Origin of the sequence: Ensifer sp. 22521 (genome assembly GCF_052044795.1) — a bacterium.
GTDB lineage: Bacteria > Pseudomonadota > Alphaproteobacteria > Rhizobiales > Rhizobiaceae > Ensifer.
Genome location: NZ_JBQENM010000043.1, coordinates 16,983 through 32,940, shown reverse-complemented (window position 1 = coordinate 32,940; position 15,958 = coordinate 16,983). Strand labels below are relative to the sequence as shown.

Here is a 15,958-nt window from a genome sequence, read left to right as displayed (position 1 = left end):
GCCCTTAGCGAATCCAGAAATCCACCAGGGCTGATCAATCCTGGTGGATCCGGTGAACGAACCTCGTCGCAGTTTGGCTTAAAATGCCGCCCTATAGAATGGTTCCGTTCTCCTGAGCCTTGCCGCTACGCAAGCGGGATAGTGGTGCTGTCGAACATAACGGCGACCGAATGTGAGTTGGATCCGGCGACGGATGCGCGCCGGCTCATGCATGCTGGCTCAGACCACGGGTTTGCAAGAAATGGGAGAAAGAACGCTATGTATTGATGATCGATCTTGACGTCAAAATCCTCATGTGAGCTGGGACGATACCTTTTCGCTGGTGTCGCTTGTCTCGGCCGGTCTTGGAATCGGCTTTGCGCCGGAATGGACGAAGGATCTGCCGAACCGCAACTTCGAGCTCAGACCCGTGCGCGGTGTCGATCTCAAGATCGGGCTGGGGTTGCCTGGAATAAGGAGGACCAAACCGCGGCTCGAGACGATATGATCGACATTGCCCGGTCGCTGGCGCGGCCGGGAAGGTGAAGGAAAGGAAACACTCTTCATCCCAGCGCCGGCTCGACGTCATGTCGCCCGACTACAGATCGTGAAGTTGTGGCAACGAAGGCGACGCTGCCTATTATTACGTCAGCGCCCAGCAGCACCCATGCGTCTGACGCATGGGTGAGATGAGTGATTGTCACTGTTTTAAAACGATTGAACTCTGTATGTTCCAATTATCGAAACGACGCCGGGGCCAAGAAGGCTGCTGACGTTGCAACCCGCAGGAAAGGGGATTGTCATGAACGTAGCCCGCTCCTTCAATAACTGGCGCAAGTTCCGTCAGACTGTCAGTGAGCTTGGTCGGATGTCGAACCGGGAACTGCAGGACGTCGGCATCGACCGCGCGGAGATCCGTAGCGTAGCCCGCGCAGCCATCGCGCGTTAACGCACAGCATCTGGTCTTAAACTTACTTATCGCCCGCCGATGACGCGGGCGTTTTTGCTTGGGCGCAGTGAGGTTTCAGGCATGCATTTTCGGTATAGCTGCAGTGCAGCATAAGGCGTGGGAACTGTCGAGGATTGGTGTATCATTTCAAATGTCGAAGCAATGCATCTCCTCCCGCATGGCTTCGTGATGCAGGCGGCCTACTCCTCCCAAGGACGCCTGCGGAACGGCGACGCTCCTCCTCCCAGTCGCTGTTCCGTTGTGTTGGAAAGCCTGCCGCATCTCCTCCCGCGGCAGGCTTTTTTGTTTTGGCCGGGAACGTTCTGGGTGGGGAAGCCCACTATTCGTCGGGTCGGGGCCATGCCCTTCAAGCTGAGACTGCATTGAGGCTGGGCGGCTATGTTCAGTCGACGGCCGCGACACGCAGGTATCCCCAAGCGAACTCTCAGGCCGTTAGTGCCTCGTAGCGAATGACCGGATAGTCCGTGTATCCTCGGGCGTTGCCGCCATAGAAGGTATCGCGATCGGCCCTTGCGACGGGCCAAGCATGGCGGAAGCGCGCGACGAGATCCGGGTTGGCGACGAACGGCTCGCCAAATGCCGGAAGGTCGATCAGACAGTCGCCGACCAGTTGTTCCGCCATTGCCAGATCAAGACCGCCCGCCAGAATCAGGGTTCCCGAATAGGTCGCCCGGAATTTCGCGAGAAAACCTGCGGGCATTGGTGACGATCCCCGGCTCGCCTGATCCATGATATGGACATAGGCAAGATCGCGCTTCGAAAGTTCCGTCGCGATATGGAGATAGGTTTCCTCGATCTCAGGGTACAGTCCCATCTGGAACAGCTGCCCATAGGGCGACAGGCGGATCGCCACACGGTTCGATCCGATCCGGCCGATGGCCGCATCGACGGTTTCCAGAAGGAAACGCGTCCGATCTTGAAGCGTCGAGGCTCTGTAGCGATCGGTGCGGTCGTTGACCGTCGGATTGACGAACTGCTCGATCAGATAGCCATTGGCGCCATGTATCTCGACGCCGTCGAAGCCGGCCTTTATCGCATTCGTCGCAGCATTGGCGAAGTCGTCTACTACGCGCCGCACTTCCTCGGTTTCCAGTGCGCGCGGCGCGCTCGTCTGCACGAAACCGGGGTTGCCGTCCTCATCGAAGGCGAAAGCCATGCTGTTTGCGTCGCGCGCCGGATTGCCAGTGGAGCTGACGGGTGCCTTTCCGCCGGGCTGCAAGGAGGTATGAGACATGCGGCCGACATGCCAGATCTGGGCGAAGATGGTTCCGCCTTCCGCATGCACTGCATCGGTTACGCCCCGCCATCCTTTCACCTGTGCGCCGGACCAGATGCCGGGAACGAAGGCGAAGCCCTGTCCCTCCCGCGAGATCGGCGTTCCTTCTGTCACGATGAGGCCAGCACTTGCACGTTGACGGTAGTAAAGGGCGGTTTCAGCGTCGGCGATGCCGTCTTTGGCGCGGGCGCGGGTCATGGGGGCCATGACGAAGCGGTTGCGCAGGGTGCGCCCCGCCAGCTCGTAGGGTTCGAACAGGCTGTTCATGGATTTACTCTCTTGTTGTGTTTCAGGTTCAGCGCGGGAGTGGGCTCAACCCTGCGCCTGGATTTGCCGCCAGATCGCGTCGAGGAAGCCTTGCGTCTTTGCGGTCGCTGACAGCCAGGTCTCGCGCGCGGCATCGTCGTCATTGCGGATCAGATCGGCGAAGCTGTCGACCATCAGGCCATGCTGCGATTTTTCGCCTGGCGTCTCGATAAAGGCGAAGTCCTTTCTCGTGGCCATACCGGAGCGATGGATGAAACCCGTCGGAATGTCGGGATTGTCGAAGCCGAAGCCGCTCTTCCAGTCGAGGACGAAATCATCCTGTGTCAGGATGCCGGAGGTGCCGGCCACCGTGAGGTCCATCACGGCAGCACCTGCGGTATAGCCGACATCGAAGGTGGCGGTCTTGCCGGCATCGAATTTCAAGACGCCGGTTGCACGGATGACCGCGCCTGACTGCGGGTCCCGCTCGGCAAAGACCTTGATATCTTCGAGCGCGTCCGGTGCGAGATATTCGACGACGGCCCGCATCGAATACCAGGCCATGTCGCCGACAGCGCCCATCGGCTCGTCGCTCGGGTCGAAGCGGATGTTTTCCCGGTCCGAGAAGGGGAAATAGAACATGGTGTGCAGCGAACGCGGGGCGCCGATCAGTGCGGCCAGACGCTGACGCATGGCGGATGTGCGCGGATGATGGACGAAATGGGTCGCGTCCATCAGCACGAGACCCTTTTTAAGGGCGAGTGCCGACAGGCCCTTGAAAGATTCCGACGAATGCAGCGGTTTTTCGATCAGCACATGCTTGCCGGCGGCCAGTGCGCGGCTTGCGACGTCTTCCTTCGCTGACGTCGGGGTCGCGATATAGACGGCGTCGACATCGTCGCGGGCGATCAGCCGGTCCGCACCCTCGACGGCGACGGCGCCCGGATAGCTGGCGACGAAATCTTCGGCTTTCGCAAGTGTCCGGCTCGACACGGCGGCAAGCCTCGCCTTGCTGGATGACTGGATTTCCGGAGCGAGGATCGTCGCAATGAAACCCGTCCCGATGATTCCGATGTTCACTTTGGTCATTGTCATGCCTTCCGCCGTCTCAGGCGATCTGTTCGAGGGGATGGATCTCGATGTGGGCGATTGTTCCCGGCGGCAGTTGCGCGTTGAAGACGCGGATGGCTTCGCCGGACATGTGCTGTTCCCAGATCCGGCGGGAGGCCCATTCCTCAACGAAGACGTAGACGCCCTTCTGGTTGAGGTTGCGATGAAGGTGATAGGAGAGGCATCCCACTTCAGCCCGCGTCGCGACCGACAGTTCCGCCGCATATTTTTCGAAGGCGTCTTCCCTGCCGGGTGTGATGATGACGCGTGCCACGACCTTGATGCTGCTGGTCATTTGTCTGTCCTGTCAGGCTTGCTTCGGTTTGCGATATGGAGCAACGCCCAAGCTGCTGAATTGGGGGAAGGAAGCCGAGGCGCCGTTCCCGATCCGGGAGCGGCGCTGGCCAATCGTCTGGCTGGTTTATTTCAAGCGCTTGAGCAGCTCTGCCGCTACGGCCGGAGCGGAACCAGGGTTCTGGCCGGTGATCAATTCACGGTCGGTCACGACGTTGGAAGACCACGGTGCGTCATTGCTGACGAAATCGCCTCCCGCCGCCTGCAATGCCGTCTGTGGATAGAACTTCATCTCCCCGCCATTGAGCAGGCCCTTGGCAATTTCTTCTTCCTGATTGCTGATGACGGTCATCTTGTAGCCCGCGTAGATCCAGCCCTCGGCCTTGGCCGAACCGCTTGTCTCCAGCTTGGTGGTGAAGGCCGTCGCATCGGGCAGGGCCGAGAGGAGCGCGATCGGGCCGTGGCAGGCAAGCGCCGTGGTCTTGCCCTTCGTATGGAAGTCGGCGAGCAGCTTGCCCAGTTCAGGGCTGACGAGAAGATCCTGCATCGGGGCATGACCGCCCGGCACGTAGACCGCATCGAAATGGTCGTAACCGATCTGCTCGACGCGGGCGAGGCTGACGACCGGCGAGGCGTTGTCCGAGGTCAGCCTGAGTTTCTCAAGCATGGCGATGCTTTCCTGCATCGCGGCCTCGTCGCCGCCGAAATACATCTTGTCCACGGAGGACTTGTCCAGCGTCGGCGCCGTACCCTTCGGGGTCGCAAAGGTTATGTCGTGACCGGCCTCGGTGAGCGCCTTTACCGGCTGCATCAACTCGTTGAGGTAGAAGCCGGTCTCGAAAACCTTGCCGTCCTTGAGGTCGAGGTGATCGGAATCGGAAAGGACGACCAGTACATTGGCGGCCTGTGCGCTGAAGGCGCTTGTTCCAAGAGCAAGCGCGAGAGCGAGAGTGCGGATGGGTTTCATGTTTTTCTCCATGCGAAGGCCATTCCCAAACCGCACGGTCAGGGATGGTTGATGATCCGTTATGAGTGATGCGGGGTATTCGGTTATGCGGTCAGCAGGTCGCGGAGCGCTTCGCCGACGCCAGTCGCCGATTGCGGGTTCTGACCGGTGACCAGCCTTCCGTCGACGACGACCTTGGCCGTCCAGTCGGCGGCCGGATGATGATGCGCGCCGCGCGCGACAAGCGTGCTGGCAAGCAGGAAGGGAACTGTCTTGTCCAGCTTGACGGCCCGCTCCTCGTCATCGGTGAAAGCCGCGACGTTCTTGCCGGCGACAAGATGCGCGCCATTGCTCAGCGTAATGTTGACCAGTGCCGCGGGGCCGTGGCACACGGCGGCGACGACACCGCCGGCCTCGTAGATATCGCGGGCGACGTTGTTGACGGCCGGACTTGTCGGGAAGTCCCACATTGCGCCGTGACCGCCAGCGAAGAAGATGGCGGCGTAGTTTTTTGAATCGACGTCGGAAAGGCGCGACGTGTTGCGAACGGCGTGGCGGAAGCCTTCGCTGTTCCAGTAGCGGGCATTGATCGTGTCATTGAGGTCGAGGCCGTCGACGGGCGGCTCGCCGCCATCGATCGAGGCGAACTCGACCGGGATGCCGGCGGCATCGAGGACGGCGAGGGGATGGGTGACTTCGCCGAGGTAGAAGCCTGTGGGTTCGCCGGTTTCGCCTTTAACGCCATGGCTGGTGAGGACGAAGAGAACCGGTTTGATGTCCTGAGTTGCGCTTGTCATGATTTGCTCCTGAAATCGGGGATGACGTTGGGTCGCATTCGATGATGTGAATCTATTAAAGCCGGGAAAGCGGATAAATGGTCCGCCGGGGAATTCATTTGTTCGCACGAGGACAGAATGGCGGTGAGCAGCACGCTGCGGCGCCTAAGCGAACGGGCTCGCTGTCCTCCTATCGTGCTCGCCCGACGCGAAATGCCTCAGAGCAATGCCTTGCCGATCGATGCACCGCCGTCGACAAACAGCGTCTGGCCGGTGATAAAACCGGCATCTTCCGACAGCAGGAACTGGATTGCCGCTGCGATTTCGTCCGGCCTGCCGAGCCGGTGCATGGGAACGCCGGCCAGATACCGTTTCTCCCCTTCGCTGCCGGCAGGATTGTTGGCGCGAAACAATTCGGTTTCGGTCGGGCCGGGCGCCACAGCGTTGACCGTAATGCCTGTTCGCGCGAGTTCGAGCGCCCACGTCCTGGTGAAGCTGACCAAGGCCGCCTTTGCGGCCGCATAGGCGGTCCGCTCGGCGATGCCAAGAACGGTAAGGCTGGAAATATTGACGATACGGCCCCAACCGTTCGCCCGCATTCGCGGCAGCGCCGCCTGCACGGACTGAACGGCGGGATGCAGGTTTAGTCGCAGGACCGCATCGAGTGCCTCGAGTTCGATATCACCAAGGGATTGCGGCTGTACAAGCCCGACGTTGTTGACAATACCGTCGATCCCAAACCGCTCGGCTACAATTTGGAATGCGTCCTCCGTCTGCTGGCGATCCGCCAGATCCACGGGAATGAGCGTACCCGGAAAATGGCTGTCGTTCGCGCGCCGTGCAACGCCGACCACACGATGGCCCGCTGCGGCAAGGCGTTTAGACACGGCGCGGCCGATCCCCTTGCTGGCGCCGGTCACGAGAAATGTACGTCGTTCGGTCATGATGCTTGTCTTTCGTGTGGCCGGGATGGTGTCTGGAATTAAGTGCGTGAGCCGGCCTCCTCCCGACAGAAGAGGCTAGAACACTTTATTGATGCCGAAATCGGGGATAAACCTGCTCGGAAGAAACGGACTTATTCGCAAGGGGCCAAAATGGGGCGGCGGTTTGATCATTTGGGCGACGTTGAGGCATTCGTCACCGTTGCTGAAAAAGGCTCGATGACTGAGGGGGCGGTCGCGCTTTCGACGACGCCATCAGTCCTCAGCAGGGCGATTACCCGTCTCGAGACCCGGCTTGGCGCGCAGTTGATGCGCCGGACCACGCGACGTTTAAGTCTGACGGACGAAGGCCGCGCCTATCTGGATCAGGCACGCGTCGCATTTTCGCTGATCGACGATGCCGAGCGCGCGATTCAGGGCCCGGCAGGAGCGTTGATGACGGGTCATGTCCGTATCAGCGTGCCGACAACCTATGGCCACCATCGGCTGCCGGCGATGTTGGACCGCTTCATGCAAACCTACCCGGAAGTCCAGATCGAATTGAGCATCACCAATCGCAACGTCGATCTGGTGGCGGAAGGTTACGACCTGGCAATCCGCCTTGGTCCCTTGCCCGATAGCGGGCTGGTGGCGCGTAAACTGGAGGATGCGCCGTTGCGTCTGGTTGCTGCCCCGCATTATCTCGAACGGGCTGGCATCCCGAGGCATGTGGAGGACCTGGCGAAACATCAGTGCCTGCCGTTCGTGATGCCGAGCACCGGGCGCTGCGCACCATGGCTGTTTCGCGTCGACGGCCGCGACGTGGACTGGACGCCGCCCGGCCGGATTCGGGTATTTGACGACGTACTGGGCGTGGTGTCACTGGCAGAAAACGGCCTGGGCATCTGCCAGTCCTACGACTTTATCGTACGGGACCGCATCGAACAGGGACGTCTTGTCGATGTACTGGAGCACGCACAGGGCCGTTCGCGGCCGTTTTCGCTTATCTTTGCGCCACACCGCCGCCTCTCGACAGCCACACGGACACTCATCGATTTCCTCGTCAAAGAGGGTTAGACTGCTTTCGCTTCCACAACGCTCTGCGTTGCAGAGGCTACGAGATGGTCCCGAAGATAGGCGACGCGCGGATGGCGCAAGGCGCCTTTGTTCCATACGAGATAAAGCAGGTTTTCCGGACCTGGACGGTACTCATCCGAGGTGGACCGCCTTGTCAGAGTTGTCGGATTTGGCACTGACTGTCCTTATTGACGTCAATAAGGACAGTGCGGAATGGAACGGCTTGAGATTATCGATAGCGGCCAGCGGCGACGCTTCAGCAAAGAGATGAAGCTGCAGATTGTCGCCGAGAGCTATTCGGAACCCGGCTTGTGTGCGACGACGGCGCGGCGACATGGGATATCGCGTTCGCAGTTATATGAGTGGCGCCGGCTCGCACGAGCGTGGCAACTGGATGTTGCGTCGCCCGTGGGCGGCTTTGTCCCGGCGCTGCTTGTCTCAGAGGTAGAGCCAGCAGCAGAGTCATTGCCAAACGCCGGCCGAATGGAGGTTGTCAGCGTGAACGGTCGCCGTGTGATCGTGGACCGCGATGTCGACGTTGAAGCGCGAGTCCACTTCTATTTCCAGCAATTCGAGACCGCCCATGTTCTCGTTTACTCCCTTGCTTTCGTCGCTGTCATGTTAGTCGTCGAGCACCTTGTCATCCAGCGCTGGGAAGCACATTCCGTTCGCTGGAAACTGCCGCTCAATACGGCTGACATTTGAACGGGCGCGGTAGGCCCCATCCGCGCAGGCTTGTGGGACATGGCGAGAGGCGGAGCCTCGACCCGCTGCTGACCGGAACCCAGTTGGCCCCGTCCCACTTCCTTCTACCCGGGGTCCAAACAAGAACTGCTCGAATTCGTGCGGTAATTCGAACAGAGATTGAACATGGCAACCCGCCGAACGTCCAGCGGTGTTTGCCTCGCGGTCAATAGTGCCTGCGCTTCCGTTGGCGAAAGCGCAGGCAGATCGTTTGTGACTCGAGCGGATGGCCAGCCGTCCCCAACTGCTAGCCGCCGGGCATTAGTCGTCTCCCGGCCGGAAGTTGCGTTACGGCGCCGTGAAGACACCCAAATTGACAAGCTGGACGCGTCTGTTTTGGCCGCATCGCCTTTTGAGCCGTCGATTGGGAAGTACTCGCCGACACCAACGGCGTAGAGCCGTTTAGGGTCGACTGCGAATGTCGTCGAGAGAATTTCCCCGATTGCCGCGGCCCGTTTCTCGCTGAGTTCTAGGTTATGCTTGTCACTGCCTGTTGAACTTGAGTGGCCGACAATCAGGAACTTGTAGGCCCAGAGATTCAGGTGATGAAGCGCATCGGCAATCTGGCCGAAAGACCTGTAGGACTCCGGCTTGATCATCACCGAGTCGTTCTCGAAGTCAATCTCCACGAGCATTTGCGGGAGCTTGGCGATCTTGCCCCAGTTCGGAAGCCACGCCATTGCCACGCCGCCACCGTCTATGGCTTCTTGACGGAGAGTGGCGATGTCGATCAACGGAGCGGCGCCAACGAGCTTGCCGAGTCCTGAGATGATCCGTTGTTCGGAAACCTCCTGAGCTACCGCGAAATCCGGTGTCATCGATGCAGCGAGTGAAACTGTGAGGAGTAGGGAACGAATCCTGGTCATTTGATTATCTCCAGCCTGCATCGGTGATCGCCTAATTGCACGCTTTACCCACGCGCCTTTCGGCCTTGAGGAGGCATGCCAGGCGGTAGCCGTCGCCCTTTACGCTCGAGCAGAGCTGCGCGATATCGTGTTTGCAGACGTTCGCGTAGGCGGCCTGGGCCTGCTCCCGCTGGCTGCTCGAGGCGAGTACGGTCGAGATCGAACCGATGCAGACCGGTGAGACTTTGGCTGCGTTTTTCTGTAGGCAATCGGCAATCCGCCCGTTGCCGAGATTGAGGCCGTGGCAGAACTTCTTGATGTCGCCGCGCTAACTTCGTGACGGCGTCGGCGTAGCTAAGGGTTTCTGCGCGCGTCACGCCCGCTAACGCGAGCCCGATTAACAGTGTGGCTGTTATGGTACTTCTTGTCTTCAAGGCCTCGTCCCCTTCAGGTCTGAGGTTGCTCGGTTTCTTTCGGACAGTTGCCCGCCGAATTTCCATCCCTTGATCCGATTCCGGCCGAGGCGCTCACGAAACTAGTCGTGCCGACAAGGCGCTAGGGATGTTTGAATGATGGAACGATGATCGCTAACGTCTGATGTGATCTTTCAGCATTTTGGCGCCTCCACAGTATCCGGTGTAAAGCATCGCGGCATCGATCAGCGTACGGTTCGAGTTCGACATAGCGATCCGGCTACAGGTCGAGGTCGATCGGCTCCAAAGGCTAGAAAGTGCGTGCCTCCTTAGAACCGCACTGTGAGCCCCAGCATCGGACCCTGCTGAGTGACATCGAACACGAATCCGTCATTGCTGTAATCCACGCCCAACGCGCGGTAGCCGGCAATCGCCGAAATCGTATCGTTGAACCGATAACCAATTGCTGCCGCCACGTCCCAATCGAGATCAGCGCCACCAGCACCGACAAGGCCCCAGCCGGTTAGATAGATTTCGGGTGTGAGCGAATAGATGCCGCGGAAGCCGGCTAGACCGTCTACCCAGGTTGCCTGATCGTTTCTGGTGCGCCCATCGAGAACGCCGCCGTGGAAGGAAAGCTCGCTTTCAACGGACCATACGCGCAGGCCAGCAACCAGGTCTAACCGCGCTGCATCGCTGTCGATAACGGAGTATCCCGCGCCGAGCAGCCCGGCGAAGGTTTCCGATGTGAGTTCGACGTCTGTCGCAAGCACGCCTCTTGGCGTGCCTGTCTGCCCCGAAATCTTCGTATACATGACATCGGCAAAGATGCTGTACGGACCGTTGCGGGCTTCGCCGATCGCCATCGCACCGAACTCAAGATGGTCGAAGATGTCGCTGAAACTGGCATCGACATCCACCGCCGGCAGCCCGAACTGCGCAACGTCCCCCGACAATCCGGCCGCCCAGAAATAGGGGGCAAAGGAAAAGGTCCATCCGCTTTCGGTGGTCGTCTGCTGAAGCTCGGGCGTCATTGGGGAATAGATGTCCGTCGCCTTTGCCGTCCCAGCGACGAGGCAAGTTCCGATTGCCGCTAGAGTACGAACGATGCAAATCCTCATGATATCTCCTGTGATGGCCGCTCTTGCGAGCAAGGTCTTCGTTCAACCCGGCGTGAGACGCGGACTGATCAAGTGTCTTCCGGGTGCCGTTCTCTATCGGGCTATGGGTTGCATTTTCCGGATCTCGTCTGATTTTCCTTCCCGCATGCGCTATCGGCGGTGTTGGCTCCGCCGGAGGGTCCGACGAGTGTCTCGACGTGATGGGCATAGTTTTGCCGGGTATTTTGATCCACGATCGCAGCTGGAGCAGCAACGACCAGGCCCGCAGCGGTTCCAACCGTTTGTGCGGCCCCGGCAGTGGCCGCGACGATATGGTCGCCCAGCCCCAGCCTGCTGTCGGTTAAGGTTTGGCCGCCAGACAGACGGTTGCCAATCAATTGTACGATTTCGGGCGACTCCGCGAACTTGGTGTGGTGCAGATTGTCACCTGCCTTGATCTTGGTGAGATCGACGACGGTGATCCCATTCGCCGCCAGTTCCTCTTTGTAGGGCGACTGTTCCGGATCGATCGCTCCCAACCGGGAGACATTGCCCCAGACGCGCCGAGAAACGGCGAGCGCACGGTCATCGCGGGAAACGAAGAGTGTGAATCGCGGTCGCCGCTTGCCCATGTCGGCAATCTGCGAACCGAAGACGTCGACGTCGACGTCCGGCGCCGCCAACATGACATTCTTGAACTTTGCCGGCAGCCCGTCGTTGCGGATGGCCATCTGGCGCAAGGATTCCAGCGCCAGCCAATTGCCCATCGAATGTGCCAGGATGGAGACTTCCTTGACCTCGGGATCACGCGCCAGATATTGGAATAAGCGTTCTACGGCGTTGCGCGTATAGTTGGTGCTTTCACGATCGTAACCATAGGCCAACAGACTCCCGCGCGACGGCCAGGTCGCGAGCACCGGCACGCTGCGCGCGCCCGAGTCGTGGACGATCTGCGCGAAACGGAAAACTGCGTCCTCGAAATGGTTGTTGAACCCGTGGATGAAGACCAGGACACTGCCGTCCGGGCTCTTGCGTACATGGGTGTTCAACCATTTTTCGGCGACGGCGCGGTCAATTTCCTCAGCCTTCAGCGTGGCGAAATCCGTCGCCGGATCCGGCGGAAGCTTGCGCGGCCAAGCGACTTCGCCCGCCTTGCGGACCGTGTCAGGCGGTATCGACACGGTAATGTCTGCGAATGTCGGGCTGAGCGCACGCTCGCCGCTGAACATCTCGCCCGGTTTTTCCGCCCGGCCTCGGGTCGTCGTAACCAGCATTTCGACTTGAACGGCCGACGGACGGGCCGCTACCGGCTCGAGCACCCCCGTCGGGCGGCCCGCACATGCAGAGAGCAGCGTCAGGCTCAAGACGACGCACGGCAAAAGCGGCCAAGAAGGTGCGCCGGCTTTGGCGTTCCGGAAGAGGTGCGGCGTCAATTTAATCACTCCTGTTAAACACAGTATGCACGTCGGCAAGGAAGAGCGGCGATCGAAACGTCGCCGCTCCAAGGCTCCGAGCGAGCCATCGCTCACTTCAAATACTCGACCTTCAACTGTTGTATCTTGCCGTTGAACGCGAACGGCTTGCGGTCAAAGTATGCGAGGGAGACTGGAGAGTAGCTGTCTCTGCCCACGTCGAAGGCGTCATTGGCGGTAAACGCGAGCGGAGCGGAGCGCGGCACGCGTCCCTTTGCCACCTCTTTGCCATCGACGCGGATAACGACGTCGAGCGGTGCGTCGTGATTGCTGCCGGCCTTGCGTGTTTCGACCTCTATGTTGACCTTGCCGCTCGGCAACGGATCGGACGTTTCGAGGCGCGTCCGCTCGATCTCGAACAGATTGTACTCATAGGTGAGCTTGCCGTTCTCGACCCACAAAGCGACACCTCCCGAAAACGCACCCAGAGCGTAGAGCACGCCCTCGGAGTCCGGCCGCAGCTCTGCCTCAAGGGTCACAAGGTTGCTGCGGGCGCCGACTTTCGGCGCCGTGAACTCGGGGACGCCGATGACGTCTTGGGTGAAACGGAACTCGGTCGCAGGATTGGACGGCGCATCTTCCGGATGGAAGACGACAGACCATAGCCCTCCCCCGACAGGGAACACCTTGTTGGCTTCAGCCTGCTCGCCAAACGCCTTCTTGAGCGCCTCGACTTTGTCGGGGTGATCGGCCGCGACGTCCTTCGCCTGGGAGTAGTCCGCACTGAGATCGTGGAGTTCCCATACGTCATTGTCCGGCGACCATTTGAAGATGGCGGGATCCAGGCCCGGCGTCCATGGGGTACGCGGCCCGAAGACGGATGCAATCCACTCATCCTGATAGATAGCACGGCTGCCCATGATCTCGAAGTACTGCTCCTTCTTTTGTCCCGGAGCTTCGGGAGAGTCGAAGGTGTAAGTCATGCTGACGCCATCAAGGGGATCCTGCGTGACGCCGTCCACGAGCTTCGGCGGCTGGATGTCCAAAACGTCGTAGATCGTGGGAACGATGTCGTTGACATGATGGAATTGTGAGCGCGGCGTCTTGTCCGGTTTGATCCTGCTCGGCCAAGAAACCACGAGCGGTGTTCGCGTCCCGCCGAAATGGGCAGCGACCAGCTTGGTCGACCGGTGCGGCGTGGAGCCGGCCCAGGCCCAGCCGGCATGATACATGTTATCGGCCTTGGGTGATCCGAGAACATCCATCCCACCCAGGTCATTCATCGCACGAATGTGATCCTTGATCTCTGTGGAGATGCCGTTCTGCGCCAGAAGCTCGCTGATTGAGCCGTTCTGGCCTTCTGCGCTGGAGCCGTTGTCGCCCCAGACATAGAAGATGAGGGTGTTGTCGCGGATTCCCAGTTCATCGAGGGCCTCGAGCAACCGCCCGGCCTGAGTGTCCGCATGTTCGGTATATCCTGCAAAGACCTCCATCAGTCGGCGCTGGAATGGCTTCTCGTCCTCTGGAATGTCCTTCCATCCTGCAAGGGTATCCGGACGGGGTATAAGCTCCGTATTCTCCGGTATCCATCCGAGTTGTTTTTGGCGGGCATAGATGCGTTCCCGCATGGCATCCCAGCCGTCATCGAACTTGCCCTTGTACTTGTCCGCCCACTCGTTGAAGATGTGATGGGGACCATGTGCGGCGCCGGGAGCCCAATACATGAAGAAGGGCCGGTCCGGCGTCAGCGCGCGCTCCTGCTTCATCCATGACACCGCCTTGTCAGTCATGTCCTCGGTGAAGTGATAACCCTCCTTGCCGTGAGACGGGTCGACCCGAACGGTGTTTTCGACGACGGCAGGTTCCCATTGTGAGGATTCCCCGGCAAGGAAACCATAGAAATAATCGAAACCAATTCCCTCGCCGGCAGGCCAGTCGGTGTAGGGGCCGACCGCCGTCGTTTCGTTGGCAGGCGTATTGTGCCATTTGCCGAACGCTGCCGTCGCATAGCCATAATCGCCAAGAACTTTCGCGGCGGTCGCAGAGGTGCGCGGTATCCTCCCGGTATATCCGTCCCAGTCGTTTGCCAACTCGGCGATCTGGCCATTCCCGACGCGGTGATGGTTGCGCCCGGTCAGCAATGCCGCCCGCGAGGGGGAGCACATGGCGGCATTGTGGAAGCGATTGTAGGACACTCCGTCTTCCGCGAGACGGCTCAACGTCGGCGTTTCGATCACACCGCCGAAGGTGTCGGGCAATGCTGGGCCGACGTCATCGAGCATGATGACCAGAATGTTCGGAGCATTTGCAGGCAGGCGTGATTGCACTGGCAATGGGCTGTAAGTGGACTGGGCTATCGTCGGGCCGGCCTTGCTCCCTGATGGCTTCGACGGAAAAGGCAGCGATTCCTGAGCCGCTGCGGGGGAGCTCAAAAGGAGGAGCGCCGTGCTTGCTCCCAACCAACGTGTTCTCGCCCGCTTAAGTGACTTCATACGACTCTCCTGGTCTGATCACACATCTGAAACCCATGTGACACGTCGACGTGTCGATTGCTTCGGCATGCCGCGCCGCGGGGCGATAGCGCCGGCAATAATTGGGCGCACAAAGATGGGAGCCACCCTTCAGGACCTTGCGCGGAATTCTGATTTCAGGCTGACAGGGATCATAGCTGCCTGCTTCAAGTGCGCCTCGAGGGTTCCGGGGGATGCAGCACACCTTCGAAGCGTCGGTCTCGTGGCGCGGCGAAAACCAGTCGGAGGTCCACTCCCAGGCGTTGCCGATCATGTCGTATAGGCCGTATCCATTCGGCGGAAAGGCCGTGACTGGAGAGGTGCGTGAGTAGCCGTCTTCAAAGTCATTCACAATTGGAAAGGTCCCCTGCCAAGTATTGGCCAGATGCCGTCCGGCGGGGATAAATTCCGAGCCCCAGGCATATTCGGCGCCCTCAAGGCCGCCCCGGGCAGCAAATTCCCACTCGGCCTCTGTCGGCAGGTCCTTGCCACTCCACCGCAGTCGAGTGCATCCTCATAGCTGACATGAACGACCGGATGGTGATCCAGTCCTTCGATAGTGCTTCCAGGCCCGTAGGGATGACGCCAGCAGGCGCCCTTCAGAAAGGACCACCACTGTGTCCAGTCCTGTGGATCAACGGCGCCATTCGGCGGATGGAACACCAATGAGCCTGCATACAGCATCTCCGGCAATATACCGGGATAGTCCGCGGGGTCGGGAACGGCTTCGGCGAACGTGCGATAATTAGTGGCCGAGACGAACTCGGAAAACTGGGCGTTGGTCACCGGCGTCTCGTCGATGAAGAACCCGTCGACCTTCACGCGATGGGCCGGTCCCTCCTCAGGGTAGTGTCGATCGGAACCCATCCAGAAGGTACCGGACGGCACGAAGATCATGCCATTGCGCGGAGAAGTTCCTGGCAATTCGACGTGAGCCGATTGAGAATGCACCGGCGAGTCCCCTCAGTGTGCGTACAAAGGAGTTCACGGGCAGAGCGCCACTCCTCTTCATCTCGGTCCTACCTACAATGGAAGCAGACGACGAACTTATCATTTGACGCCACGTCCGGTCTCAGCAACCTTGTCTCGGATTAATACCACTTTTGATTGTTTTTCAAAGCGCGAATATTTGGAGCTTCGGCCGAGCTTGGCGTAAAAGGATAAGACGCGGCTTCGCTTCCGTTGCATCTTCAGAACTAGATGCCGGGATGATGAATTCAGTGGCGTGCCACGCTTTTGGCGGCCTTTCTCGCAACAGCGCGTCGCAACCGCTATTCGTTCCCGTGATGACTAACGGGCCATGCCTGTGGCTTGGGAGCCCGCGGCAAAGACTTCCGGCC

At 59.9% G+C, this 15,958-nt stretch carries 11 protein-coding genes and 5 pseudogenes; 4 read left to right on the top strand and 12 right to left on the bottom strand.

Translation table 11 applies throughout. From position 1 onward, the window contains the following. Positions 1–295: 295 nt before the first annotated feature. Together ACTJKE_RS34665 and ACTJKE_RS34660 are read left to right on the top strand one after the other, a co-directional pair. Positions 296–525 (top strand): annotated as a pseudogene (locus ACTJKE_RS34665) (LysR substrate-binding domain-containing protein); the annotation flags it as partial. A 256-nt stretch (positions 526–781) separates the two neighbouring features. Continuing rightward, positions 782–928, top strand: coding sequence for a DUF1127 domain-containing protein (locus ACTJKE_RS34660; protein WP_440637556.1), 147 nt, complete (start codon positions 782–784; stop codon positions 926–928). A gap of 445 nt (positions 929–1,373) precedes the next feature. On the opposite strand, the gene ACTJKE_RS34655 is transcribed toward ACTJKE_RS34660, so the two are convergent. From ACTJKE_RS34655 to ACTJKE_RS34630, 6 genes are all read right to left on the bottom strand, one after another. Next, positions 1,374–2,492: an alkene reductase gene (locus ACTJKE_RS34655; RefSeq protein WP_440637554.1), complete on the bottom strand. Its 1,119-nt coding sequence runs from the start codon at positions 2,490–2,492 to the stop codon at positions 1,374–1,376. Positions 2,493–2,537: 45 nt separating this feature from the next. After that, a complete protein-coding gene (locus ACTJKE_RS34650) occupies positions 2,538–3,560 on the bottom strand; it encodes a Gfo/Idh/MocA family protein (protein WP_440637552.1) in 1,023 nt (340 codons plus the stop codon). Between the two features lie 19 nt (positions 3,561–3,579). Then, a complete protein-coding gene (locus tag ACTJKE_RS34645; RefSeq protein ID WP_440637550.1) occupies positions 3,580–3,876 on the bottom strand; it encodes a putative quinol monooxygenase in 297 nt (98 codons plus the stop codon). Between the two features lie 126 nt (positions 3,877–4,002). Further along, on the bottom strand, positions 4,003–4,842 hold the full coding sequence (locus ACTJKE_RS34640) for a type 1 glutamine amidotransferase domain-containing protein (RefSeq protein ID WP_440693744.1): 840 nt from the start codon (positions 4,840–4,842) through the stop codon (positions 4,003–4,005). Positions 4,843–4,925: 83 nt separating this feature from the next. Then, positions 4,926–5,618: a type 1 glutamine amidotransferase domain-containing protein gene (locus tag ACTJKE_RS34635; RefSeq protein WP_440637546.1), complete on the bottom strand. Its 693-nt coding sequence runs from the start codon at positions 5,616–5,618 to the stop codon at positions 4,926–4,928. Between the two features lie 197 nt (positions 5,619–5,815). Next, positions 5,816–6,541 (bottom strand): SDR family oxidoreductase, encoded by a 726-nt coding sequence (locus tag ACTJKE_RS34630; protein ID WP_440637544.1) that lies wholly within the window; start codon positions 6,539–6,541, stop codon positions 5,816–5,818. 150 nt (positions 6,542–6,691) lie between these two features. Here ACTJKE_RS34630 and ACTJKE_RS34625 point away from each other — a divergent pair, with 150 nt between their 5' ends. Together ACTJKE_RS34625 and tnpA are read left to right on the top strand one after the other, a co-directional pair. Next, entirely contained in the window at positions 6,692–7,594 is a 903-nt protein-coding gene (locus ACTJKE_RS34625) for a LysR family transcriptional regulator (RefSeq protein ID WP_440637542.1), read from the top strand. A gap of 213 nt (positions 7,595–7,807) precedes the next feature. Next, positions 7,808–8,140: pseudogene (gene tnpA, locus ACTJKE_RS34620) on the top strand (IS66-like element accessory protein TnpA); the annotation flags it as partial. 486 nt (positions 8,141–8,626) lie between these two features. Here tnpA and ACTJKE_RS34615 read toward each other — a convergent pair. The 6 genes and pseudogenes from ACTJKE_RS34615 to ACTJKE_RS34590 form a co-directional block, all read right to left on the bottom strand. Then, a pseudogene (locus ACTJKE_RS34615) lies at positions 8,627–9,204 on the bottom strand (OmpA family protein). Between the two features lie 31 nt (positions 9,205–9,235). Beyond that, positions 9,236–9,617: pseudogene (locus ACTJKE_RS34610) on the bottom strand (hypothetical protein). A 308-nt stretch (positions 9,618–9,925) separates the two neighbouring features. Beyond that, positions 9,926–10,717 carry a hypothetical protein gene (locus tag ACTJKE_RS34605; RefSeq protein ID WP_440637541.1) on the bottom strand — a complete coding sequence of 264 codons (792 nt, stop codon included), beginning with the start codon at positions 10,715–10,717 and terminating at the stop codon, positions 9,926–9,928. Positions 10,718–10,818: 101 nt separating this feature from the next. Further along, positions 10,819–12,129: an alpha/beta hydrolase gene (locus tag ACTJKE_RS34600; RefSeq protein ID WP_440637539.1), complete on the bottom strand. Its 1,311-nt coding sequence runs from the start codon at positions 12,127–12,129 to the stop codon at positions 10,819–10,821. A gap of 92 nt (positions 12,130–12,221) precedes the next feature. After that, on the bottom strand, positions 12,222–14,600 hold the full coding sequence (locus ACTJKE_RS34595; RefSeq protein ID WP_440693742.1) for an arylsulfatase: 2,379 nt from the start codon (positions 14,598–14,600) through the stop codon (positions 12,222–12,224). Continuing rightward, positions 14,587–15,515: pseudogene (locus tag ACTJKE_RS34590) on the bottom strand (formylglycine-generating enzyme family protein). Before ACTJKE_RS34590 ends, ACTJKE_RS34595 begins: the two are co-directional and overlap by 14 nt. Between the last annotated feature and the right edge of the window lie 443 nt (positions 15,516–15,958).

Coding starts and splice junctions, on each gene's coding strand:
- ACTJKE_RS34660 (WP_440637556.1), top strand. CDS start 782: ATGAACGTAGCCCGCTCCTTCAATAACTGGCGCAAGTTCCGTCAGACT.
- ACTJKE_RS34655 (WP_440637554.1), bottom strand. CDS start 2,492: ATGAACAGCCTGTTCGAACCCTACGAGCTGGCGGGGCGCACCCTGCGC.
- ACTJKE_RS34650 (WP_440637552.1), bottom strand. CDS start 3,560: ATGACCAAAGTGAACATCGGAATCATCGGGACGGGTTTCATTGCGACG.
- ACTJKE_RS34645 (WP_440637550.1), bottom strand. CDS start 3,876: ATGACCAGCAGCATCAAGGTCGTGGCACGCGTCATCATCACACCCGGC.
- ACTJKE_RS34640 (WP_440693744.1), bottom strand. CDS start 4,842: ATGAAACCCATCCGCACTCTCGCTCTCGCGCTTGCTCTTGGAACAAGC.
- ACTJKE_RS34635 (WP_440637546.1), bottom strand. CDS start 5,618: ATGACAAGCGCAACTCAGGACATCAAACCGGTTCTCTTCGTCCTCACC.
- ACTJKE_RS34630 (WP_440637544.1), bottom strand. CDS start 6,541: ATGACCGAACGACGTACATTTCTCGTGACCGGCGCCAGCAAGGGGATC.
- ACTJKE_RS34625 (WP_440637542.1), top strand. CDS start 6,692: ATGGGGCGGCGGTTTGATCATTTGGGCGACGTTGAGGCATTCGTCACC.
- ACTJKE_RS34605 (WP_440637541.1), bottom strand. CDS start 10,717: ATGAGGATTTGCATCGTTCGTACTCTAGCGGCAATCGGAACTTGCCTC.
- ACTJKE_RS34595 (WP_440693742.1), bottom strand. CDS start 14,600: ATGAAGTCACTTAAGCGGGCGAGAACACGTTGGTTGGGAGCAAGCACG.